The organism is Argonema antarcticum A004/B2 (assembly GCF_023333585.1).
Lineage (GTDB): Bacteria > Cyanobacteriota > Cyanobacteriia > Cyanobacteriales > Aerosakkonemataceae > Argonema > Argonema antarcticum.
On sequence record NZ_JAIQZN010000007.1, the window covers coordinates 17,438 to 39,266 of the forward strand.

A 21,829-nucleotide genomic window follows, 5' to 3' on the forward strand; every position below is an offset into this window, starting at 1 on the left:
TTAAATCTTTCAAGCTGCAATCTTTTTACAGAGATAACGCTTAAATTACCTCTAAAGAGGGATTTGCGCTGGCAAGAAATTGTTTATTGCACTTAACAACATCTGTTAGTTGTCGTCAAATCTCTTCTTTAGATTACGCATCCCAGCACTCGGATATCGTCCTTCCAAAGTGATAAATCAATTTCGCTCTAAAGTGATAGATCGGTTTCGCTCTAAAGCGATACATGGGTTTCCCCATCAGAAACTAAACTTTAAAAGCAGAACAAGTGATGATTATGACGGACAAAGCAGATAGAAAGACACCAGACATAGATGAACCGATGATTGCGGATTTGCCGCCGGAAATTACCGAATCCTACGGAACTGGAGTTAAGACAGAGCCGGGATACAACATCGGTACGCGAAGACTGCGGGATGAAATGAAGCAATATACATCGACTAGCCCAGAACTTAGTGGAGGCGATGTTGATGCAGCTTGGGAACAAGCTAATACGTCTGGTGAAGAGGCGGTTGGTGGAACTGTCGCTACTCCCGATCAAAATATTGTAGATGAATTGGGAGCGGCTGTTGGATTGGAGATGGATGACAGGGCTTTTCTGCATACAACAGATATTTTAGAGCAGCGCGATGAGCAACGCTGGGAGTTAGAGCCAACGTCTTCTGAAGATTATGAGGAACGCAAAAATTAAATAATTAAATTCATCCCACGCCGGAAGGCAGTGGAATGTAGTCTACGGGCGATCGCAATTAACGATTTATAGCAACCGCCAGGGCGATTAAGCCAACTCCAACTGTTACATGAAGTCCATAATCCCTTACGGAGTAACCTTTTCCCTCTTCCCTCTTCCCTAGTCCCTAGCCCCTAGCCCCTAGTCCCTAGCTATACATTGCGGTATTTTGGTTTATATAGCAAGCGATGAAGTCGGTTAGGACAACTCCAACTCTTACCTCTGGTTTTTCCATCCCTTATTTCGTAACCTTCTTCCCTTTTCCCTCTTCCCTAGCCCCTAGCCCCTAGCCCCTAGCTATAAACTCGATGCAGAGTTGACGAAAACGATCGCCTCTTTGCTCGAAGTTCTGGTACTGGTCAAAGCTAGCGCAGGCGGGTGATAGCAGGACAACTTTGGCTTGATGTTGTTTGGCTAATTCAGCCGATCTTGGCACAGCGTGTTCCATTGTTTCGACTATTTCATAACTTGAATAACCGATGTCGTCCAGTCTTTTGGCGAAGGCAGTTGCAGCGTCACCGATGAGTAAAACTGCGGCGGCTTTCTCTCGAATTTTGTTCATCCAACCCGTGTCATCACCGGCTTTCGCTTCGCCACCTGCTATTAAGATAGCGGGAGCGGTGACGGCATTTAACCCCACTTCAGCAGCGTCGTAATTGGTTGCTTTGCTATCGTTAATGAAGTCAATTCCTTGCCAAGTGCAGATGTGTTCGAGGCGATGGGGAACGCCGGGGAAGTTGGTGATGGCGTTAGCGATCGCATCTTTATCAATACCCGCCAATCTCGCCGTCGCTACTGCCATTAACAGATTTTGCAAATTGTGTTCTCCTACCATTTTTAATGATGAGGCTTGCACTATTCGATCGCCGCGATTGACCACCCAACCATCTTCAATATAAAAACCCCGATCGCCAACTAAATCAGCTTTGCCTTTCACACTTGTCCAGTACGCATTGGGAAAACTTTCAGGTGCATTTTCTCTCAGATATGGATCGTCACCATTAAATACTTGCAGTTGCGACTGATTTAGTAATTTTGCCTTGATATTGAAGTAATTTTCTAAGGTTTTATGACGACTGAGATGATCCGGCGTGAAAGTTGTCCAAACGCCAATATGCGGTGCCAAAAGACGAGAGGATTCAATTTGATAACTGCTAATTTCACCAATTACCCAATCTGGCGGCGTTTCAGATAACGCTAATTCGCAAGCAGCATAGCCGATGTTACCGCAAGCGGGTGCATTAAATCCAGCGGCTTGAAAGATAGCAGCAATTAAAGCTGTGGTGGTAGTTTTGCCGTTCGTACCCGTGACACCTACCCAAGGACAAGTTTGCAGACGACGCCACGCCAGTTCAATTTCGCCAATTGTTTCTATACCTAACTCTCTGACGCGAAGCAATACGGGTATATCCCAAGGTACGCCGGGACTGACAACAATTAGCTGGGGTAAATCTTCGCCTTCTGGTGCAAAAGAATAGCCAAGCTTAACGGTAATTCCATCGGCGACAAGTTGCTGCTGCTGTTTTTGGAGGGTTTCGGAGGTGTTGCGGGAAGCTAAGGTTTCTGCGCTGGCGGAATCGCTCAGTGTCACATCCCAACCTTCCCGTTTTAACAGTCTTGCAGCTGCAATTCCCGATCTCCCCAAACCAATGATGTGCGCGTTAGGCATAGACGTTGTGGTAGGTTTTCCCCTGATTTAGCAATCTTTATCGTACCGGATCGGGATGAAAAAGAATATTAACCACAGATATACACTGATAAACACAGATGAAGATTCGATCGATCTGCTACAGGCTGCGGTTAACTTTTCACGATCGGGCCAAAATCTGCCAGCACCCGCGCATGATTTCGCAGCAATCCCAGCAAATTCAAACGATTTCGCCTGATATCCAGATTTTCATCCATAACTAACACGCTTTCTGCACCATCAAAAAATGTGCTGACTTTGGGAGTAATTTCGCTGAACGCATCTACCAATTGTTGATAATTGCGCTGTTCTCGCGATGCTGTTGTTTGGGGAACAAGTTGTACGATCGCATCATAAAATGCTTGTTCTGATGGTTTTTGGAATAACTCTGTCTTCACCAATCCTGTTGGTTCCAACTGTTGCTTATCCAATTCACCTTGTGCGGCGAGACGGGTAGAACGATTGACGGTTTCGTAAATCTCAGATAGTTTGCCGTTGTTCCGAATTTCTTGCAGGAAAGTAGCGCGATTGCGTACATCCAACAAATCTTTTAAGGCGCGTTCTGTATATTCTGGATCGTTTTCTCCCAAAACGGCATTGACTAAATCGTAATCTATGGCGCGTTCTTCTTGCAGTAATGTACGAATGCGTTGGAGGAAAAATTCTTGCAATTGTTGCACTAATTGAGATAAGTTTGTTTTGGGATAAGCGGCAACAAAATCTGCTACAACTTGTTCTAATAATTGTTGCAAATTCAAAGGTAATTCTGCCACCCAAGTGATATTAACTACGGCATTAGCAGCACGACGTAAGGCGAAGGGGTCAGAAGAACCTGTTGGCAACATTCCCAAACCGAAAATGCTGACTAAAGTATCGAGTCGATCGGCTAAACCAACAACTTGACCTGTGAGAGTTTCCGGTAATTTATCCCCTGCACCTCGCGGCAAATAATGTTCAAAAATCGCATTTGCCACGGCTGAGGTTTCGCCACTTGCCGCCGCATATTTTTGCCCCATTACTCCTTGCAATTCGGGGAATTCGCCTACCATTTGGGTAACGAGGTCAGCTTTACACAAGAAAGCGGCGCGTTGGATATTTTTACTATCTTCTGCGTTTAATTTGAGTTGTTCGCTAATTTGTCCGGCAATTTTGATGATGCGATCGACCTTTCCACGCACTGTACCCAAATCTTCTTGAAATGTCACTTTCTCCAGTTGGGGAACATAACTTTCTAAGGGTTTATCTAGGTCTATTTTATAGAAATACTGACCATCGGCTAATCGCGCCCGAATTACCCGTGCGTTTCCAGCGGCGATCAGATCTGATTTGGCTGGATCGCCGTTGGAAATTGTGATGAAATTGGGTAACAATTCCTTAGTTTCTGCTGTTTTGAATACCGGGAAATAACGCTGGTGAGTTACCATCACCGTGGTAGTTACTTCCGCTGGTAATACCAAAAATTCCTCATCAAATTTTCCCAATACAGCGGTAGGCCATTCTACCAAGTTGATGACTTCTGCTAATAAATCGGGATAGATTTCGGTATAGGCATTTTGCTCTTGGGAAATTGCCTCAACTTGCGCTTTTATTTTCGCTTTTCGCACTTCTGGGTCAACTTCCACAAAGGCAGAACGGAGAGAATTTACATAATCTTTCGGGTGGGAAATTGTGATAGGTTCGGGATGTAGAACGCGATGGGTGTGAGAAATGCGATCGCTCTTTATCCTCTCCGATCCATTTTCAATTTCCACTGGCAATACCGCATCATCCAATAATGTTACCAGCCAAGCGATCGGACGAGAAAACTTAATATCCCCATCGCCCCAACGCATGAACCGCTTACCTTCCAACCCCAAAATCCACGCAGGAACCAATTCCTTGAGAATATCAGCCGTAGCGCGTCCCGGAATGCTTTGCTGGACAAACACGAAATCGCCCTTATCCGTGGCGCGAACTTCCAACGCCTCTAGCGAGACACCCTGCTTGCGGGCAAACCCTTCCGCCGCTTTGGTGGGTTGTCCATCCTTAAACGCCGCCGCTGCTGGTGGGCCTTTGATCTCTTCTATGCGATCGGCTTGTTGTGCGGGCAAACCTTCGATGAGGACAGCGAGACGGCGAGGAGTACCATATACATTAATCGTCTCACTTGTCAAGTATTGTTCCGAGAGACTTTTGGGGATAAGGCTTTGCCATTGTTGGATGGCGCTACCCACAAAGCTGGCGGGGAGTTCTTCTGTACCGACTTCTAATAAAAAGGATGGCATAACTGGGGGTTGAGATGGCTAGTTAGAACAGTTTATCGCGATTAGACGGCTGTGGGGTTATGGTGAGAGGGATATTGCGGTGAGCAACTGGCCCGCCTGCGATTTGAATCGCAGGCTCATAGCGAAAGTCCACTGAAGTGGACTGAATTGCGTTTTCCAGTCCACTTCAGTGGACTTCAGCTATTAGCCTGGGAATTAATTCCCAGGCGGGCTGACAGCGTAGCAGTTATCTATCACCTGTTTAAGTAACTTAGCAACTATTGCATCAGGAGAATCAAATGGTAGCGCTGCAACTGCGACAACTGGGCGTACCGCCAGGACATCGGGTGTTATTCCATGATGTAAATTGGCAAGAATTTGAGGCAATTTTAGAAGAGTTGGGAGAAAAACGACCTTCTCGATTAGCTTATATTAACGGAACTTTGGAGATTAGGGTGCCACTACCAGAACATGAAAAAGCCAAAGTAATTATTGGTGATTTAGTGAAAGCTTTGCTAGATGAATGCGATCGCAATTGGGAATCCTTGGGCTCGACAACCTTTAAACGAGAGGAAATGGGGGCAGGTATTGAACCTGATGACTGCTTTTATATTCAAAATCATGCTCAAATGATTGGCAAAACTCGCATAGATTTAACAATCGATCCACCGCCAGATTTAGCTATTGAGGTAGATGTTACTTCCAAAACCCAAGTAAGTGCATATCAAGCATTAGGAGTACCGGAAATCTGGCGATATGAAAACGGGAAAATCCAAATTTACCTACTGCAATCTGGAAAATATGTGGAGTTGCAAACCAGTCCCACTTTTCCCAGTTTTCCAGTAATTGAGGAGATTTCTCGTTTTCTGGAAATGAGTCGGACAATAGGGACAAGTCGGGCGCTGAGAGAGTTTCGTAAGTGGGTGAGAGAACAAAGAAATCTTATCAATTAAAATCTAACACCCCAACCTTCCCTACCAGCGAACGGAGATTTTAACCTTGTGTCACCTCCACATAAATATGCTCCAAACGCACAGGCGATCGCGCGATCGCATCCACAGCAATCCCATCAAAACAGGCAATTATCTCCTTTAATTCTAAAGGTTCCGGTAGCCAAAAAGCCAGGTCATTGCCATAGCGTCGATGGGTAAAGCCTAGTTGTTTGCCGCGTGCGATCGCACTTTCCTCATCCCGCGTTTGCACCACCACAACTTCCTGCGCCGGAATCAACTCCCGCAACGCAGACAAACTCCCTTCAACCACAATTCGCCCATCTTTAATAATACCTATTTTATCGCAAAGACGCTCAGCTTCATCCAACAAATGAGTAGTCAACAAAACAGTAATACCCTGCTTTTTCAGATTCCGAATTAACTCCCAAATCTCATAACGCGCCTCAATATCCAAACCCGTCGTCGGTTCATCCAAAATCACCAACTTCGGCAGATGTACCAACGCCACAGCAATATTCAACCGCCGCTTCATCCCACCGCTGAGAGTTTCCACCGGACTTTTAGCCCTATCTACTAAATTAACAGCCTCCAAACAAACTTGTACCTGTTCCCAGCGCTGCTGTTTTGATAACCCATAAATCCGAGCAAAAAAATCAAGATTTTCCGCACAAGTCAGACTTTTATACAGTAAATTCTCTTGTGGCGCTACCCCAATCAGCGACTTAGTAGCCTCAGAAACAGGTTGCTTATTAATCGTAATTTCTCCCCTATCCTCCTTAACCAAATTACATAATATATTGATAGTAGTAGTCTTCCCAGCACCATTGGGCCCCAACAACCCATAAATTTCCCCCGGTCGAACGTGCAGCGTCAAATCCTGAAGAACTTGTCGCTTCCCGAAAGACTTACTCAACCTTTTTATATGCAGCACAACCTTAGTAGATAGAGGAAATAAACATTGACATCCAATCAAATCTTATCTGTGTTCATCTGTGTTCATCTTCTTCCATCTGTGGTAAAAAATTAGCCCTTTCGCAAGAAGACATCACAATCTCCTCTCCACACTCAACATCCGCCGATAGGATAGCCATCCCGCCACCACCATCAAAATAGCAAACACATATAAAAACCAAAAATGCAACTCAATATCTGCAAATTTCTTTCCCTCATCAGACACTCCAGAAAGCGCTTTAACCATGTGGTAAACAGGATTAAATTTAGCTATATCCAGCAGAGTCTTAGGAAAAACAAAACTTGGCACAAATGCGCCCCCCAAAATTAACAAAGGCACCCCAAAAGCCGCCACCAAAGCATTGACATCCTCAGTCCGACGAGCAAATTGCGTACCGAGAACAAATCCCACACCAACATACGAGATAATGCTTAGTAAAATAATAACTCCTCCCAAGAGGATAGAACCTTGAAACTTAGCGCCCCAAAAAGCCGCAATAGTATAAACCAGTAGCGTTTGACCGATGCCAATGCAGGTGTGAGCAACAAAAATGCCCAAAAAGTAGGACGTGCCACTCAAGGGCGAGATAAACAGACGTTTGAGCGTTTGCTGTTCTCGTTCTGCTACCACCGTTGCTACACTACCACCCAAGCAGCTGAAAAACAACGCCGCACCCACCAGAGTTGAGGGGGCAGCGTATTCAAACGCCTCAGCCATTGACAGTTGGGCACGTTCTGCCACAATAAAGCCGTTGATTATTAGGATAGAAACTGGAAAAATAGTCCAAAAAACCAGGCTGCGTCGCCGCCGCAACAATTCAATCAAGATTCGCTGCGCCACAGCCAGCGTTTCGCGCCAATATTTCATCTTGTGAGGAGTGAACAGTATAATACATGAATCAATTATCAAGGTACGCGCTTTCGCAGCCCATTTCCCGACGCACATTATTTAAGATGTTCGGTGTCGGTGCTGTCAGCGGGATGGTAGGATACTCCCGATTCTCTAAGCCGAAGCCGACTGTCTTTCAGCAAGATACCCTAGATTTGCCGCATTGGGTTAATCGACCTATCAGCGTGGCAGTCGTTGGGGGTGGATTGGCAGGATTAGCTTGTGCCTACGAACTCAGTCAAAGGGGTTTCGCGGTCACGCTTTTAGAACGTGCGCCGCAGTTGGGAGGCAAAATCGCCAGTTGGCCTATCCAATTTGGCGGTGAATCTTTTATGATGGAACATGGGTTTCATGGCTTTTTTCCCCAGTATTACAACCTCAAGAGTTTAGTTGCAGAAGTGGGAATTAAAGACAATTTTGTAGATTTGAAATTCTACTCAGTTGTTTATCGAGATGACAAATATAAGCCAGAAGTATTTCGCCCTAGCCATTCAGCTTTCCCCTGGAATATAGTAGATTTGGCAATAGCATCTCCGAATCGTTTGCGTTGGGGAATAAATCTGACTAAGTGGAAACATTGGCAAGTTTTTCGAGCAATTACTGGCTTCCAAACTGAAAGGACTTTCCACAATCTGGATAATATATCAGTTGCCGAATGGGTTGAGAAGGAGTTCCCCAGAGGACTTTATGACCTCTATTTCCTCCCGTTTGCGAAATCTAGTTTAAATGCGCCAGATAAAATGAGTGTGGGGGAATTAATGCAGTTTTTCCACTTCTATTTTTTTGGCAATCCAGAAGGACTAGCTTTCAACGGTACGAAGGATGATATGGGGACGAGTTTGGTGCAACCAATTGCTAGGTCAATTGAAAGTAAGGGTGGTAAAATTATTACAGGTGCAACTGTTAGAGAAATTAACTGTTCCCAAGGTAAGATTGCTTCGTTGAGTTATCAACAAGGGAATGCTGTCAGCGATGTTCCTTTTTGGGTGAGTCGCAACGAAGTTATCGCTGATGACAATATGGAATATTTTGGTGCTGGCGATGAAGTTTTTGCTGCTAAATCTGGGGAAGCTGAAGCGATTTCCCTAAGTTGCACTCACCAAGGTTGTACGGTTAAGCGACAAGCTGATGGGGAGTTTCACTGTCCCTGTCACGGTGCTGTTTTCGATGCGGATGGTAAGGTGGTGAAAGGGCCAGCAGAACGGGATTTGCCCAGATACAAGATTTTACAGCGTCAGGGAGATCGATCGCAATTAGTCGCCGTCATTGATTCCCCAAAACAAAAATCCGCCGAAACCATCAAAGCTGACTACTACGTCATCGCCGCTGATGTGCCTGGAGTTCAACACCTGTTTACATTGATGACTGGCGATGTCGCGCCCCAAGTGCAAACACAAATCGCGCACTTAAGTATAGCAGATCCCTTTGCAGTTTGTCGATATTGGTTCGATCGCGACTTTGAATGGTCACAAAGTTGGTTTACCTCCCTCTCCGGTTATCGCCTCACTGACAGCATCACCCTCTATCACAAAATTCAAACACAATACATCGCATGGGCAAAAAAAACCGGAGGTAGCGTTGTAGAATTACACGCATATTGCTACAAAGAAAAAGAATTTCCCACCCAGGAAACATTACTTGCAACCTTCCAGCAAGAACTGTATGAAATTGTCCCAGAACTCAAAGAAGCCAATATCCTGCACCGCGAATTAGTCAATCAGAAAAACTTCTCCGGTTATCCACCAAATAGTTATGCAGAACGTCCCAAAACCAGCACCACTATTCCCAACCTCATGTTTGCCGGAGATTGGGTAAAAATGCCATTCCCTTGTGGTTTAATGGAACGCGCAATTAGCAGCGGATTACTAGCAGCAAACGAAATTCTGCATCGCGAAGGTTTGCAGAGGCGTCCATTACTTTCCGTCAACCCCGAAGGCATTTTAAAGATTTGAAATCCAACCACAGATAGTAGATATTAACCACACATAAAACTATATCTACTATCTGTGTTCATCCGTGTTCATCTGTCTTCATCTGTGGTAAAAAATAACCTATCCACAAAGTTACTACCCGTATGAACTCCCTCTCTTCAACTACCCAACCTCGCCATATCCGCCAACTAGGAATCAACCCAAACCACTGGTACGTTGTCGCCAAAAGTAACGAAGTAAAAACCCAACCTTTCGGCATTACCTTATGGCATCAACCAATAGTTATATATCGAGATAGTGCAGGCAAAACCCACGCTTTAGAAGATAGATGTCCGCATCGCCAAGTAAAACTAAGTCACGGTAAAGTTATCGGCGATAACTTAGAATGTGCTTATCACGGATGGCGTTTTAACTCAACAGGTGAATGCGCTGAAGTTCCCTACTTAGCAGATAATCAAAAATTACCAAATTGTCAGATTCGCCGATATCCCGTCCAAGAGAAAGATGGTTTTATCTGGCTATTTCCCGGCGATGATACTTTATCTGAAAAAATCTCTCCTTTGGCATTACCAGAATGGGAACATCTCAATTATATTGCAACTGTTGCAGTTATTCATTGCAAAGCACATTATTCCTATCTAATTGAAAACCTGATGGATATGTATCATGGACATTTGCATCAAGACTGGCAAGCTTGGGCAAATCCAGTACTTGAGGATATTGACGAAGATGATAACCGTGTTGATGCTCATTATCAAGCAGAAAGTTATTATAAAATAGATAAAATATGGTCAATTTCGCAATTGTTTTTCCCAGGTTTACGACGACTGCATCCCGAACCATTGGATGTCAGTTATGTTTATCCGCATTGGGTTTCTAGATTGGGAAATGATTTTAAAATTTACTGTTTGCTTTGTCCTGTGAATGAGACGGAAACTCGCGCTTATCTGATTCATTTCACATCGCTGAATGCCTTTTGGCGATTGCACAAATTGCCTGTGTGGTTTCGTCGATTTGTGAAAGATAGTTTGTTTGGTGCAGCGAAAGGTTTACTGGAAGGTTTGGTGCGTCAGGATGTAGAAATGATTGAGGAGGAACAACAGGCGTATTTGCAGAATCATGAGAGAAGAAATTATGAATTAAATCGAGCTTTGGTGAGTGTGCAAAGGTTGATGAGGAGTCAGTTTGAAAAAGGATAATATAAATTTGTAGGTTGGGTTGAGGTACGAAACCCAACATAAGCGTTGGGTTTCGCTTCTCTCAACCCAACCTACAAAGAAATGGCTAAAGGGGGCAAGTTAGTTAAATTTTAACCACAGATGAATACAGATGAACACAGATGAACACAGATAAGAACGCCATGTTGAGATTTAGCGCTAAAGCGCAACAACATACCTGGGTTTTCCAGTAATATAGATTCAACTGCCATTTTGCCCAATATGATTTGCTGTCTCAACCCCGATTGTCAAAATCCCGTCAATCCTGATGGGACAAAACATTGCACCAGTTGTGGGACGAAAATGATACCTTTACTGCGGGGACGATTTCGCGTTATGGAACCGCTGGGACAAGGTGGTTTTGGCAGAACTTATTTGGCGGAAGATGAAGATAAACTGAAGGAACGCTGCGTGGTGAAACAATTAGCGCCAAATGTGAGTGGAACTTGGGCGCTAAATAAGGCGGTGCAACTGTTTCAGCAGGAGGCGCAACAGCTGCAAGCTTTGGGCGGACATCCGCAAATTCCAGCGCTGTATGCTTATTTTGAAGAAAGTGGTTATTTGTATTTGGTGCAGCAGCTGATTGATGGAGAGAATTTGTGGAAGTTGTTGCAGAAGCAGGGTGTTTGGCGAGAAAGTGAAATTCGGCAATTTTTATTGGATATTTTACCTGTCCTTCAGTTTATCCATTCTCGGCATATCATTCACCGCGATATCAAACCGGAAAATATAATGAGGAATCGCACGAATGGGTTGCCAGTTTTAATTGACTTTGGCGTTTCTAAAGAACTGTCGCAAACGGTGATGGCGAAAACGGGAACAAATATCGGTTCGCAAGGTTATGCGCCTATCGAACAAATGCAGGATGGTAAGGCGTATCCCGCTAGTGATTTATTTAGTTTGGGTGCGACTTGTTTTCAATTGCTGACTCAAGTTCATCCTTATCGTTTGTGGATAAAACAGGGTTATAGTTGGACGGCGAATTGGCGAAAACATTTAAAGAGTCCGATTAGTAATGAGTTAGGTCGGATTTTGGATAAGTTGTTGCAAGAAGATATGCAGCGACGCTATCAGTCTGCTGAGGAAGTTTTGCGGGATTTGCAACCGCCGCCACCACCGCCTGCTGCTTCTCCTCAAACTCGCCGCAATTTTCTGCAATTTGCTGGATTTGCTGGTTTGGGATTAATTGGAGTTATTTTATATCGGTTTGGATTTGCTAATAAATCAAGTGAGGGTGAAAAATCTGTTTCTGTGCGTGACTTGCCTGAAAGCGAAATACCGACTCCTACTCGTAATTCACCTGTACCTACAAAACAACCTGTAAAACCTGCGAATAGTTTAAGTAAGTTTTCATTTGAAGTTGTGACGGTAAATGCTGGCGGTGCAATAATTAATCGCCGCAACAGGGAAGCGGAATTTTTTAGGGAATATATTAATGGAGTGAGTTTGGAAATGGTATCGATTCCCGGTGGTACTTTTATAATGGGTTCGCCGGATGGGGAGAAAGGACGGTATAGCGATGAAGGGCCACAGCATCAAGTAGCTGTGGCATCTTTTTTTATGGGGAAATATGAAGTAACTCAAGCTCAATGGCAAACTGTCGCTGCTTTACCGCAAATTAATATATCTTTGAATGCTAATCCATCGAGGTTTAAAGGTGGAAATCGACCTGTAGAAAATGTAAGTTGGGATGAAGCACGGGAATTTTGCGCCCGACTTTCTATAAAAACGGGGAAAACTTATCGTTTACCTAGCGAAGCGGAATGGGAATATGCTTGTCGGGCGGGAACGACTACTCCTTTCTATTTTGGGGAAACGATTACTGCGGATTTAGCTAATTACAACGCAAGTTCTACTTATGCTTCGGAACGGGAAGGAATTTATCGAAAAGAAACAACTGATGTGGGGAGTTTTCCACCGAATGCTTTTGGTTTATACGATATGCACGGAAACGTTTGGGAATGGTGTGCTGATTCTTATCACGAAAATTATAATGGTGCTACGTCTGATGGAAGTGTTTGGGAGTCTGGTGGAGATAATAAATACCGGGTGGGGCGTGGAGGTTCTTGGGACCACTCTCCTGCGGATTGCCGTAGTGCGCTTCGTTCTTGGCTCGCTCTGGTTAGCAGGTACGACCATTTGGGATTTCGGGTAGCGGTATCGTCCGGATTCCGTTTGTAGTCTCCTTTGCCAGGACTCTTACCCTTTGCTCTTTTATCCTTTTACCCTTTTCCCTTCTTTTCCCTTTTCACTTCTTCCGCCGCAGGCGGATCAAATTTTTTTTTAAAATAGGAGTAAATCATATCTTGTGCCAGTTACCAGACCCGCCTGGGATTCAAATCCCAGGCTAATAGCGAAAGTCCACTGAAGTGGACTGAATATTAATAACACAAGAGTCTGTAGGGTGCGTCAGAGGTCAAAATTTTGGCGGCAATGATTAATTTTCTTCTTCTGACGCACCCTACAAATTTGATGATATGATTAAGTTTGGGGCAGACACTTCCGGATGGAGCGTGGAGGTTCTTGGAACAACTCTCCTGCGAATTGCCGTAGTGCGAATCGTAATAGGAACGCTCTGGATAACAGGAACGACAATTTGGGATTTCGGGTAGCGGTATCGTCCGGGTTCCGTTTGTAGTCTCCTTTGCCAGTACTCTTCTATGCCAGAACTGGTAGATGGGAATTTACCGGGTGAGTAATGAAGAGTCCAAGTCTGTTCCAGTGATGAAGATAACTTTGTCCAAATATAAACCTAAATCGGGTGGCTTGGTAGGTGAATAACCGAAGACTCGCCCGATTTTTAAGTTATAAAGCAGATTATGAAAAACTTGAAAATGCCAACGAGTAGAAGTTACCATAAGTTTCTAATTGAATCTCTGAAAAACCCGGAAAGATCTGCTGCTTATATCGAAGCTGTTTTAGAATTGGAAGAAGAAAGTCCCGATCCAGAACTACTGCGGGCGGTGTTTAAAGATGTTATTGATGCACGTATTAATGCTAACAATATCTCGGATTCAGCGAAACAGTTGCATGAAAAATTCGATCAAATGCTAGCAGAAAGTAATGCTTCTGAAATTTACACTTTTATTGAATTACTGGATGAACTGGGTTTTCGAGTAGCGATACGCGCTGACGCCGACGAATAGCGCGATCGCACCCACGCAGTTGCCCTGATATTATTATGGTAAGCGGCTACAATGAAATCATGGAAGTGCAACCAAGGGAAATTCAGCGTTACGTTACACCAGATGGCAAAATTCCTTTCTCCGAGTGGTTGTATTCCCTCCGGGATCTCAAAACTCAAACCAAGATCCGTGGGAGGCTTGAACGAGTTGAGCTAGGTAATTTAGGCGACTACCGCGCCGTAGGAGAAGGAGTCTGTGAATTCAGAATTGATTATGGCCCTGGCTACCGAATTTATTTTGGACAAATAGGATCTATTATAGTGGTTCTACTCTGTGGTGGAGATAAAAGCACTCAAGAGCAAGACATTCGTACAGCTAAGGAATACTGGGCAGAATATAGGAGTCAAGACAATGCTTAAAAGTGTTAGTTACCATGAAGATTTGATTCAATTTCTCAAAGACCCAGAACACGCTGCTGGCTACATCGAAGCTATCTTAGAAGAAAAAGATCCCGAACCGGAACTGCTCCGCAATGCGCTTAGAAAAGTTGCAGAGGCTTATCTAAAAAGCAATAAACTCTCAGATTCGGCGAAGCAGTCTCATGAAAAACTCGACAAGATGCTGACAGAAAGTAGGTGTACTGAAATTTACACTTTTATTGAATTATTGGATAACCTGGGTTTTCAAGTGGCGATACGCGCTGACGCTGACGAATAGCGCGATCGCACCCACGCAGTTGCCCTGATATTATTATGGTAAGCGGCTACAATGAAATCATGGAAGTGCAACCAAAGCAAATTCGACGTTATATTACCCAAGATGGCAGAGTTCCTTTTGCTCAGTGGTTGGATTCCCTTCGAGATCCAAAAGCCAAAAACCGGATTCAGTTGAGGCTTGACCGAATTGAGGAAGGCAATTTAGGGGATTGCCGTTCAGTTGGAGAAGGAGTTTTTGAGCTTAGAATTGATTATGGCCCTGGTTATCGAGTCTATTTTGGACAAATAGAATCTATTATTGTACTTCTCCTCTGTGGTGGAGATAAAAGCACTCAAGATCGAGATATTCGCAAAGCTAAGGAGTATTGGGCTGATTATGAAAAATCTGAAAACGCCAACGAGTGATAGCTATCACGACTACCTAATTGAGTCTCTTAAAAACCGCGAAGAAGCGGCGGGTTATATTGAGGTGGTGCTAGAAGAAGGAGGCGACCAACCAATATTACTACGAAAGGCAATTAGAAATGTTGTTGAGTCTTGTGCAAAAAGCGATCGACTTTCTGATTCAGCGAAACAGTTGCATGAAAAATTCGATCGCATTCTAACAGAAAGTAATGCTACTGAAATTTACACTTTCGTAGAGTTACTAAATGCGATCGGTTTTCGAGTGGCGATCGCACCCAAAGATCCTGAGTCCTAAATGCGATCGCTTCTTTTACCAGTTTATCGCTTCGGTAACATCGGACGCATAATCAAATAACCAGCACCGAACGCCGTCACCACAATCATCACGATCGCAAACGTCAACCACCATCCATTCACCTCAGAACTTTTTTCTGGCTGGGGACGACGACGATTGCGGGTTTCTGGCTGTTCTATCACTAATTTTGCTGGCAACCCAGAGTCTGTCGGTTCCATTTCTGGGAAAATGTTTGATATATCAACCCCCGGCGCAGAAGGGGTAGCATTGGAAACAGAACGAGTCCGACGAGGCATCGGAGGTGCTTCTGGTATAGGGCGGCCCGGTTCGGTTCTTAATTCGGGATGAGTGTAGGAAGGTTGACTCCAGCCACTTGGTACAGAAGAGTCCGCTATCTGCTGTAGATGGAGACTCGCATGAACAACCTTTTCAATTTCCCGACGCAGCTGTTGATTTTGTTGAGACATCTGCTGATTTTGGTTATTCAGCGAGTCCAGCATCACCTTAGTCGCTTGCAACTCTGCTGCGAGTTCTCGATAAAGCGAAATTGGTACGGAAGGTGAGTAAGCACCGGGTGCTGTTTGGGAATTATGACCTGCACTCGCATTGGGCACCGATTGCTTGGGATTGAAGTTAGATGTCATAAGCTTCTTCGCTTTACCTAGAATTGCGTCAGACAGAGGCGACCTGTATAACTATGCCTCAGAATAGTCCAGATCGGGAAAATATCACAAGCTGATTTAAAATATTCTTTTTTATTTTTACAGAGGCTTTTGTAATATGGGAAAAAAGTGTCCCACCGGCCCTTGACCGTGACCGATATTTAAAGCATACTCCAAAGCGGCGCTGACATAATCCTTTGCCAGTCGAACGGCAGAGAATAAATCTTTGCCTAGTGCTAGATTAGCTGCGATCGCAGCTGCGAGAGTACAACCAGTACCGTGAGTATTCGTCGTCTCTACCGTCGATGCACTCAAAGTTTCCAGCCGACTACCATCAAACCAAACATCCACACCACGCAGACTCCCCTGCATCCCGCCTCCCTTGACCAAAACTGCTTTAGATCCCAGTTGGTGAATACGCTGTGCTGCTTCCCCCATATCATCCAGAGTCAGAATCTCCAACCCACTTAAAATTTGCGCTTCATAACGATTTGGCGTTACGATCGCCGCTTGGGGGATTAGCTTAGAGCGCAAGCACATTACCGCATCATTGTCAATCAATTGGGCTCCTGTACGGGACACCATCACCGGATCGACCACCAAATTATTCAGCCCTAAAGCTTCTATGCGATCGGCCACTGCGGAGATAATCTCCTGGTTGAGCAGCATACCCGTTTTAGTAGCTTGCACCCCGATATCTGCAACCACTGCCTCAATTTGGGCTATAACAGCCGCAGCCGGTAGAGCGTCAACCCGTGTGACGCCCAAAGTATTCTGAGCAGTCACGCAGGTTATGGCGCTGGTGCCGTGGACGCAGTGAAAGGCAAATGTCCGTAAATCAGCCTGAATTCCAGCACCGCCACCACTATCGGAACCAGCTACAGTCATAGCTACAGGTACGCTTAAGCCATTTCTTGGCCTCATACTACCAAAAGGATGAAAGATTCTGGACTCGTGGGCGGCAAAGCAGACCCCTTTGCCGTCGCCGACCCGTACTTGCAGATGCTAGGAGCGAAATTACGGCTTTATAGGTAAATTTTGGCCTTATTTCGGGGGGCGTCTCCTTTGGAGAAACTCCGGGATGTCCAAGCCACCTTGTTTATCTGGGGACTCAGGATTTGCGGGAGGTTTAGTTGGAGTCGGTGATATCGATCGCGGTGGTTGAACTTTAGCCCCTCGCGATTGCGTTGAGCCTTGCGGTTCGCCGCTAAACCCAGTCGCAATCACCGTAATCCTAATTTCGCCTTGCAGCCTTTCATCAATGACTGCCCCAAAAATAATATTGGCGTTGGGATCGACTACTTCGTAGATAGTTTCCGCAGCCGCATTGACTTCGTGCAAAGTCAGATCGGTTCCACCCGTAATGTTAAACACCACGCCTTTGGCTCCATCCACAGAAGCTTCCAGTAAAGGAGAGGAAATAGCTGCGATCGCCGCCTCTCTGGCACGCGATTTGCCAGAACCAACACCGATTCCCATCAAAGCTGAGCCTGCATCCGCCATAATAGCGCGGACATCGGCAAAGTCAACGTTAACCAAACCGGGGATAGTGATGATATCCGAGATCCCCTGCACACCCTGACGCAGAATGTCATCTGCTACCCGAAAAGCTTCCTGCACCGGCGTTGTCTCTGGGATCACAGACAGCAGGCGATCGTTCGGAATAATAATCAGCGTATCTACCCGACTTTGCAAAGCCGCAATGCCTTCCTCCGCCTGGTTCGTGCGCCGCCGTCCTTCAAACAAAAAAGGACGAGTTACTACCCCAACGGTTAAAGCGCCCACTTCCTTTGCTGTTTCAGCAACGATTGGTGCTGCACCAGTACCCGTACCGCCTCCCATCCCAGCCGTAATAAAAACGAGATCCGAGTTGGCTACAGCTGCGGCAATTTCGTCGCGAGACTCCTCAGCGGCTTTCTGACCGATCGCCGGATTGCCCCCCGCTCCCAGTCCCCGCGTCAATTTCTGTCCCACTTGCAAGCGTCTTGAGGCAGATGATAAAGTCAGAGCTTGAGCATCTGTATTAATCGCCCAAAACTCAACACCAGCGAGATCGCTGGCGATCATGCGGTTAACCGCATTGCTTCCACCCCCGCCGACGCCAATCACCTTAATTTTGGCTATCCGACTTGGCACGATATCGCTACTTCGAGATGTTTCCTCAGCCATACCTTTGGCATCGCGAACTTGACCGAACTGAAATACAGTATAGGGATTAACGGCGTCCACCGTCGGTGCCAAACCCGGTTGTCCCTCTGCTTGGGAACGGTTAAAAGCGAGCCCCTGTTTATTATTAAGCGTCATTGCTCTTCAAAAATAGCTGGTAAACAACTTTTCAATTTTAGGTAGCTCAAGTCAACTATAGGCTAAGTCGGTTGAAAAACCAATAATAGTGACAAAGCCGATTTTTCGGTTGAAAACGCCTTTTTCAAATAGCCCTGCGGTTACGATATCTGCGATCGGTTTTTAGCGAGGATCGGGATCTTTGTCCGAACTTGCTGGTTCTAGCAGTTGAATCGCTGGGGCTTCTGGTTTTTTGAGGTCAATGTAAGCAATTTGGCGTCCATTCAGTTTAGCTGACAATTGTCTCAAGCGATCCAGGACTTTGAGTTGCTCCGGCAACTGGGAACTGTACGATCCCAGATGTACGATTCCTAACTCAGTTTTCAAGATTAAATTTTCCGGGTCTTGCCAGTCAATCTCAGAAACTTTCACAGGACTAAGACGAACTACTTGATAAAGTTGAGACCAGTATGGCAGATACCGATCTCTAGAACCGATAATTTTGAGGTTTGGCAACGGAAACGACTTATCTATGCTGGTGTTGTTTTTTATAGGCATCCAAACACCTTTTTCATCGAGCAACCCCATCGTCGATTCTTGGGATCGCGTTTTTCCCTCTTTTGCGGCGATCGAGAGGCTGCATCGAACGTTTGTACAGGCTAGAGCCACCGGCTGTCTTTCCTGAATTTGTACTGTCAGGCTGGGCGGGAATAGCTGCCGGGTAACTGTAGCTTTGGCAATCAGCGACTGCCTCGACTCCAGTTTTGCAGCCAGCACTTGAGGTTCAATTCGGAGCAAAGACTGGGGATAGGATAAGGATAACAGAGACCGAATCGTTCTAGAGGAAAGAAGTTGATTGCCCTCTATAGAGATCTGCTCTGGGTGACGAATTACCCACACTGGTTGAGTGCTTCCCCAGAGTAAACCCAGGGCCAAACTGCTGAGCGCTAAAGTCCGCCAAATATCGTGAACCGTGTGGCGACGCCTTTGGCGACGCAAGGTTTGACGCCGCTGGCTCAAGTCCGCAGGCGAGACTGATACAATACTGGTCATCCTCATCCCTCAACTATGCGATCCTATTCGACTGGTTAGTTTACTATGCTTAAACGTTGTATAGTAAATACTCGCTATTTGTTCAAATCTGCGATACAACCGCCGATTATTATACATAACACCTTATTTTCCCTTGTTAAATCCAAACGCTCCGGAAGCGATCGCCCCTATTTCACCATCCGTAACCGATCGGCCAACTATTTAGCGCTCACATTGACTGCGGTAAGTCCACTGAACCGCAAAGGCTCATGACAAACTAGGAGCAGCAAGGATTTCATGTAATTTATTTTGAATCCAGTCAAGACCTTGTGGTGATTATCTATAATCTGGGTCGGCTAGATATACGCCCTCTGACGGCTAGCAGACGATCGCAGCCAGAGTATTATAAAACTTCACTGACTTTCTAGTTATTTCTAGCTAATTATAGTAGAATTTAGACAAAATGACGGCAGAACAATGCAGCTACTTGAAAAACACATTATCGCTCTTCACCACTCGGTATAAAAGAAGCTAGATAATTTATGCTTTCTTTCTAAGAATATTTTCAACTAGGCTAACTAGATAAAAATTAAAACTAGAAATCCCTCGCTAACTCTAGTTACTCTAGCGGGGGAGAAAATACAGCGCTTTTCAGGTTAGTGAGGTACACAAATCCCCGACAACTCCTGCGAAGTCGGGGATTAGTCCACATAGCCTCTACTTCATCCGACTGAAAGACGCTGTAATATGTAGCACTCTCAAAAGAAAATTGACCAAACCTAAATACTAGAGCCACCCGCTGCTTCGGCACCCATTTCTAACACGGCACCGCGTAAGAAATCGATTTGCTCTTGAAAACTCATTCCTTCGATCTTCGCCAACAAATCTTTTCCGGCTTGGGGAAGTTGATAATCACTAGGCACGGGAATAATAGTACCGTTCTCCATGCCTTGGGCTAAATAGTACCAAAAAGCCAGCTTAGTTTCGGGACTCAAAGACCCATATTCACGACTAATTTGAGTATTCGCTCTTGAAGCAATATCGCGCTGAACTTGCAACTGTTCTTGATGAGGAAGTGGCTTAACTTGATTGAACAATCCCTGAGCGATTTCAGAACCAGAAGCACCTGGAGCGGCTGGGGTTATAGACTTACCTAGTTTGGTATAAACAAACCATAATAGGCCGAGTTGGTCGTCTACGCTCAAGCTTTTTAAGGCTGTTTTACCTCGATCGTAAGCACTCACATTCGTAACTGTCATAGTAATCCCGTCGTTTTGTTAACTAACAGTTACATGGTGAAACAAACAGTAACGTACTTACCCCTGCAAGAAGGTAGAGACTTGGCAGGGGATCGAGAGTAGGCAAACCCTACTCAAGGTAGATGTACTTAGTCTCAATTCCAGAAATGCGCTTTTGCCTCACATTGGAATTGGAAATTTGCGATCGAGCCCGTCGCCCCCCCTTAAAAAGGGCCAAGGGAGGATGTCAATTCATCTCATACCAAATCCGGGATAAAAACCCCCGTTATCCATAAGAAGGGTGAAGCATTGCGGTAGAAAGGCTTTGCTTAGGGGAATACACTTATTGCCGCAATGCTTCACCCCTACACTTCCCACTAGAAAGGGGGTAAATAACCCGGATTTGGTATCATGTGTCTAAAAGTGCTGACTGAATTTGACTTTTGTCAAGAGCCCGACCAATAAACACCAATCTTGTTTGACGCAGTTCGTCAGGTTGCCAAGCACGATCGTAGAAGTATTCTATGCGATCGCCCACTCCTTGCAGCACTAACCGCATCGGCTTATTCAAAACTGCGACAAAACCTTTAATCCGATAAATCTCCAACTTTTTCACTAAATCTTCCAGCTTAGCTACCAAAACTTGTGGCTCAAACGTTCTATCTAAAATCAAATGAATCGAGTTAATTTCTTCATCATGGTCGTGGTCTTCTTCCTCATCATGATGACTGGGACGATTGTCCAAATTATCCTCCACAGAAGCATTGAATCCCAACAGCAATTCTGGATTAATATTTCCTTGTTCGCAAGGGACAATTTTCACCGATTGAGGTAACTGTTGTCTGAGCCAGTTTTGCACCTGAGTTTGAGTTTGGGTATCTACCCGATCGACTTTAGTCAACAGCACCAAGTCAGCACAAGCGAGTTGGTCTTCAAAAAGTTCTTCAATCGGCGTTTCGTGATCCAGATTTGGATCGGCTTGTCGTTGAGCATTTAAAGCATTAATATCGCTTGCTAGCGTACCCACCGACACAGCTTCGCAGTCCACCACCGTCACCACACCATCCACTGTGGCTCCCGTGCGAATTTCCGGCCAGCGAAATGCTTGAATTAATGGTTTGGGTAAAGCCAATCCCGATGTTTCGATTAGTATGCAATCCAGCTTATCTCTACGCTGCAAAATTTGTTGCATAGTTGGCAGAAATTCTTCTTGAACGGTGCAACAAAGGCAACCATTTGTGAGTTCGACAATATTGCTAGCCGCATCTTCTTCCTCATCGCAAACTTGGCAAGATCGCAACAATTCTCCATCTATTCCTAGCTCACCAAACTCGTTTACCAGAACTGCTATTCTGCGACCTTGATTGTTCTGTAGCATCTGACGAATCAAGGTTGTTTTGCCGCTACCGAGAAAGCCAGTAATCACAGTAACAGGAATCTTTCCAGCCATAAAAGCTCCTCAATCTAAAATCTA

At 45.1% G+C, this 21,829-nt stretch carries 21 protein-coding genes; 11 read left to right on the forward strand and 10 right to left on the reverse strand.

Going from position 1 to position 21,829, the window contains the following annotated elements; all coding sequences use genetic code 11:
- Positions 1 to 275: 275 nt before the first annotated feature.
- Positions 276 to 689: a DUF6335 family protein gene (locus LAY57_RS04560; protein ID WP_249065120.1), complete on the forward strand. Its 414-nt coding sequence runs from the start codon at positions 276 to 278 to the stop codon at positions 687 to 689.
- Positions 690 to 1,014: 325 nt separating this feature from the next.
- On the opposite strand, the gene murD is transcribed toward LAY57_RS04560, so the two are convergent.
- A complete protein-coding gene (gene murD / locus LAY57_RS04565) occupies positions 1,015 to 2,397 on the reverse strand; it encodes a UDP-N-acetylmuramoyl-L-alanine--D-glutamate ligase (protein WP_249065121.1) in 1,383 nt (460 codons plus the stop codon).
- 131 nt (positions 2,398 to 2,528) lie between these two features.
- Positions 2,529 to 4,679, reverse strand: a complete 2,151-nt coding sequence (gene glyS / locus LAY57_RS04570) for a glycine--tRNA ligase subunit beta (protein WP_249065122.1) — start codon at positions 4,677 to 4,679, stop codon at positions 2,529 to 2,531.
- A gap of 278 nt (positions 4,680 to 4,957) precedes the next feature.
- Between glyS and LAY57_RS04575 the strand changes: the two genes are divergently transcribed.
- The gene (locus tag LAY57_RS04575; RefSeq protein ID WP_249065123.1) at positions 4,958 to 5,611 is read left to right on the forward strand and encodes a Uma2 family endonuclease; all 654 of its coding nucleotides are present in this window, start codon (positions 4,958 to 4,960) and stop codon (positions 5,609 to 5,611) included.
- A 40-nt stretch (positions 5,612 to 5,651) separates the two neighbouring features.
- On the opposite strand, the gene LAY57_RS04580 is transcribed toward LAY57_RS04575, so the two are convergent.
- Both LAY57_RS04580 and LAY57_RS04585 read right to left on the reverse strand, forming a co-directional pair.
- The gene (locus LAY57_RS04580) at positions 5,652 to 6,524 is read right to left on the reverse strand and encodes an ABC transporter ATP-binding protein (RefSeq protein WP_275993601.1); all 873 of its coding nucleotides are present in this window, start codon (positions 6,522 to 6,524) and stop codon (positions 5,652 to 5,654) included.
- A gap of 132 nt (positions 6,525 to 6,656) precedes the next feature.
- Entirely contained in the window at positions 6,657 to 7,430 is a 774-nt protein-coding gene (locus LAY57_RS04585; protein ID WP_249065124.1) for an ABC transporter permease, read from the reverse strand.
- Between the two features lie 26 nt (positions 7,431 to 7,456).
- Between LAY57_RS04585 and LAY57_RS04590 the strand changes: the two genes are divergently transcribed.
- The 9 genes from LAY57_RS04590 (at position 7,457) to LAY57_RS04625 (ending at position 15,140) form a co-directional block, all read left to right on the forward strand.
- A complete protein-coding gene (locus LAY57_RS04590) occupies positions 7,457 to 9,403 on the forward strand; it encodes an FAD-dependent oxidoreductase (RefSeq protein WP_249065125.1) in 1,947 nt (648 codons plus the stop codon).
- Between the two features lie 122 nt (positions 9,404 to 9,525).
- Complete coding sequence (locus LAY57_RS04595) at positions 9,526 to 10,581, forward strand: aromatic ring-hydroxylating dioxygenase subunit alpha (protein ID WP_249065126.1); 1,056 nt, start codon at positions 9,526 to 9,528, stop codon at positions 10,579 to 10,581.
- Positions 10,582 to 10,821: 240 nt separating this feature from the next.
- Complete coding sequence (locus LAY57_RS04600; RefSeq protein WP_249065127.1) at positions 10,822 to 12,780, forward strand: bifunctional serine/threonine-protein kinase/formylglycine-generating enzyme family protein; 1,959 nt, start codon at positions 10,822 to 10,824, stop codon at positions 12,778 to 12,780.
- A 325-nt stretch (positions 12,781 to 13,105) separates the two neighbouring features.
- Complete coding sequence (locus LAY57_RS36400; protein WP_420839061.1) at positions 13,106 to 13,237, forward strand: SUMF1/EgtB/PvdO family nonheme iron enzyme; 132 nt, start codon at positions 13,106 to 13,108, stop codon at positions 13,235 to 13,237.
- Between the two features lie 181 nt (positions 13,238 to 13,418).
- Positions 13,419 to 13,745, forward strand: coding sequence for a helix-turn-helix domain-containing transcriptional regulator (locus tag LAY57_RS04605; RefSeq protein WP_249065128.1), 327 nt, complete (start codon positions 13,419 to 13,421; stop codon positions 13,743 to 13,745).
- Between the two features lie 59 nt (positions 13,746 to 13,804).
- The gene (locus LAY57_RS04610; RefSeq protein ID WP_249065129.1) at positions 13,805 to 14,143 is read left to right on the forward strand and encodes a type II toxin-antitoxin system RelE/ParE family toxin; all 339 of its coding nucleotides are present in this window, start codon (positions 13,805 to 13,807) and stop codon (positions 14,141 to 14,143) included.
- Positions 14,136 to 14,441, forward strand: a complete 306-nt coding sequence (locus LAY57_RS04615) for a helix-turn-helix domain-containing transcriptional regulator (protein ID WP_249065130.1) — start codon at positions 14,136 to 14,138, stop codon at positions 14,439 to 14,441. The genes LAY57_RS04610 and LAY57_RS04615 overlap by 8 nt, the downstream gene beginning before the upstream one ends.
- 59 nt (positions 14,442 to 14,500) lie before the next feature.
- The gene (locus LAY57_RS04620; protein ID WP_249065131.1) at positions 14,501 to 14,845 is read left to right on the forward strand and encodes a type II toxin-antitoxin system RelE/ParE family toxin; all 345 of its coding nucleotides are present in this window, start codon (positions 14,501 to 14,503) and stop codon (positions 14,843 to 14,845) included.
- Positions 14,817 to 15,140, forward strand: coding sequence for a transcriptional regulator (locus LAY57_RS04625; RefSeq protein WP_249065132.1), 324 nt, complete (start codon positions 14,817 to 14,819; stop codon positions 15,138 to 15,140). Before LAY57_RS04620 ends, LAY57_RS04625 begins: the two co-directional genes overlap by 29 nt.
- A gap of 23 nt (positions 15,141 to 15,163) precedes the next feature.
- Here the strand turns inward: LAY57_RS04625 and LAY57_RS04630 are convergent, their stop codons facing one another.
- From LAY57_RS04630 to cobW, 6 genes are all read right to left on the reverse strand, one after another.
- Positions 15,164 to 15,784 carry a hypothetical protein gene (locus tag LAY57_RS04630; protein WP_249065133.1) on the reverse strand — a complete coding sequence of 207 codons (621 nt, stop codon included), beginning with the start codon at positions 15,782 to 15,784 and terminating at the stop codon, positions 15,164 to 15,166.
- A 117-nt stretch (positions 15,785 to 15,901) separates the two neighbouring features.
- Positions 15,902 to 16,690 (reverse strand): bifunctional hydroxymethylpyrimidine kinase/phosphomethylpyrimidine kinase, encoded by a 789-nt coding sequence (gene thiD / locus LAY57_RS04635; protein ID WP_249065134.1) that lies wholly within the window; start codon positions 16,688 to 16,690, stop codon positions 15,902 to 15,904.
- A gap of 156 nt (positions 16,691 to 16,846) precedes the next feature.
- A complete protein-coding gene (gene ftsZ / locus LAY57_RS04640) occupies positions 16,847 to 18,106 on the reverse strand; it encodes a cell division protein FtsZ (RefSeq protein ID WP_275993603.1) in 1,260 nt (419 codons plus the stop codon).
- A gap of 162 nt (positions 18,107 to 18,268) precedes the next feature.
- Entirely contained in the window at positions 18,269 to 19,138 is an 870-nt protein-coding gene (locus tag LAY57_RS04645; protein ID WP_249065135.1) for a cell division protein FtsQ/DivIB, read from the reverse strand.
- A gap of 758 nt (positions 19,139 to 19,896) precedes the next feature.
- A complete protein-coding gene (locus LAY57_RS04650) occupies positions 19,897 to 20,376 on the reverse strand; it encodes an orange carotenoid protein N-terminal domain-containing protein (protein WP_249065136.1) in 480 nt (159 codons plus the stop codon).
- A 388-nt stretch (positions 20,377 to 20,764) separates the two neighbouring features.
- Positions 20,765 to 21,805, reverse strand: coding sequence for a cobalamin biosynthesis protein CobW (cobW, locus tag LAY57_RS04655; RefSeq protein ID WP_249065137.1), 1,041 nt, complete (start codon positions 21,803 to 21,805; stop codon positions 20,765 to 20,767).
- Positions 21,806 to 21,829 lie beyond the last annotated feature (24 nt).

Bases quoted from the DNA above. Each gene is read 5' to 3' on its own strand.
- LAY57_RS04560 (WP_249065120.1), top strand. From the start codon at position 276: ATGACGGACAAAGCAGATAGAAAGACACCAGACATAGATGAACCGATG.
- murD (WP_249065121.1), bottom strand. From the start codon at position 2,397: ATGCCTAACGCGCACATCATTGGTTTGGGGAGATCGGGAATTGCAGCT.
- glyS (WP_249065122.1), bottom strand. From the start codon at position 4,679: ATGCCATCCTTTTTATTAGAAGTCGGTACAGAAGAACTCCCCGCCAGC.
- LAY57_RS04575 (WP_249065123.1), top strand. From the start codon at position 4,958: ATGGTAGCGCTGCAACTGCGACAACTGGGCGTACCGCCAGGACATCGG.
- LAY57_RS04585 (WP_249065124.1), bottom strand. From the start codon at position 7,430: ATGAAATATTGGCGCGAAACGCTGGCTGTGGCGCAGCGAATCTTGATT.
- LAY57_RS04590 (WP_249065125.1), top strand. From the start codon at position 7,457: ATGAATCAATTATCAAGGTACGCGCTTTCGCAGCCCATTTCCCGACGC.
- LAY57_RS04595 (WP_249065126.1), top strand. From the start codon at position 9,526: ATGAACTCCCTCTCTTCAACTACCCAACCTCGCCATATCCGCCAACTA.
- LAY57_RS04600 (WP_249065127.1), top strand. From the start codon at position 10,822: ATGATTTGCTGTCTCAACCCCGATTGTCAAAATCCCGTCAATCCTGAT.
- LAY57_RS36400 (WP_420839061.1), top strand. From the start codon at position 13,106: ATGGAGCGTGGAGGTTCTTGGAACAACTCTCCTGCGAATTGCCGTAGT.
- LAY57_RS04605 (WP_249065128.1), top strand. From the start codon at position 13,419: ATGAAAAACTTGAAAATGCCAACGAGTAGAAGTTACCATAAGTTTCTA.
- LAY57_RS04610 (WP_249065129.1), top strand. From the start codon at position 13,805: ATGGAAGTGCAACCAAGGGAAATTCAGCGTTACGTTACACCAGATGGC.
- LAY57_RS04615 (WP_249065130.1), top strand. From the start codon at position 14,136: ATGCTTAAAAGTGTTAGTTACCATGAAGATTTGATTCAATTTCTCAAA.
- LAY57_RS04620 (WP_249065131.1), top strand. From the start codon at position 14,501: ATGGAAGTGCAACCAAAGCAAATTCGACGTTATATTACCCAAGATGGC.
- LAY57_RS04625 (WP_249065132.1), top strand. From the start codon at position 14,817: ATGAAAAATCTGAAAACGCCAACGAGTGATAGCTATCACGACTACCTA.
- LAY57_RS04630 (WP_249065133.1), bottom strand. From the start codon at position 15,784: ATGACATCTAACTTCAATCCCAAGCAATCGGTGCCCAATGCGAGTGCA.
- thiD (WP_249065134.1), bottom strand. From the start codon at position 16,690: ATGACTGTAGCTGGTTCCGATAGTGGTGGCGGTGCTGGAATTCAGGCT.
- ftsZ (WP_275993603.1), bottom strand. From the start codon at position 18,106: ATGACGCTTAATAATAAACAGGGGCTCGCTTTTAACCGTTCCCAAGCA.
- LAY57_RS04645 (WP_249065135.1), bottom strand. From the start codon at position 19,138: ATGACCAGTATTGTATCAGTCTCGCCTGCGGACTTGAGCCAGCGGCGT.
- LAY57_RS04650 (WP_249065136.1), bottom strand. From the start codon at position 20,376: ATGACAGTTACGAATGTGAGTGCTTACGATCGAGGTAAAACAGCCTTA.
- cobW (WP_249065137.1), bottom strand. From the start codon at position 21,805: ATGGCTGGAAAGATTCCTGTTACTGTGATTACTGGCTTTCTCGGTAGC.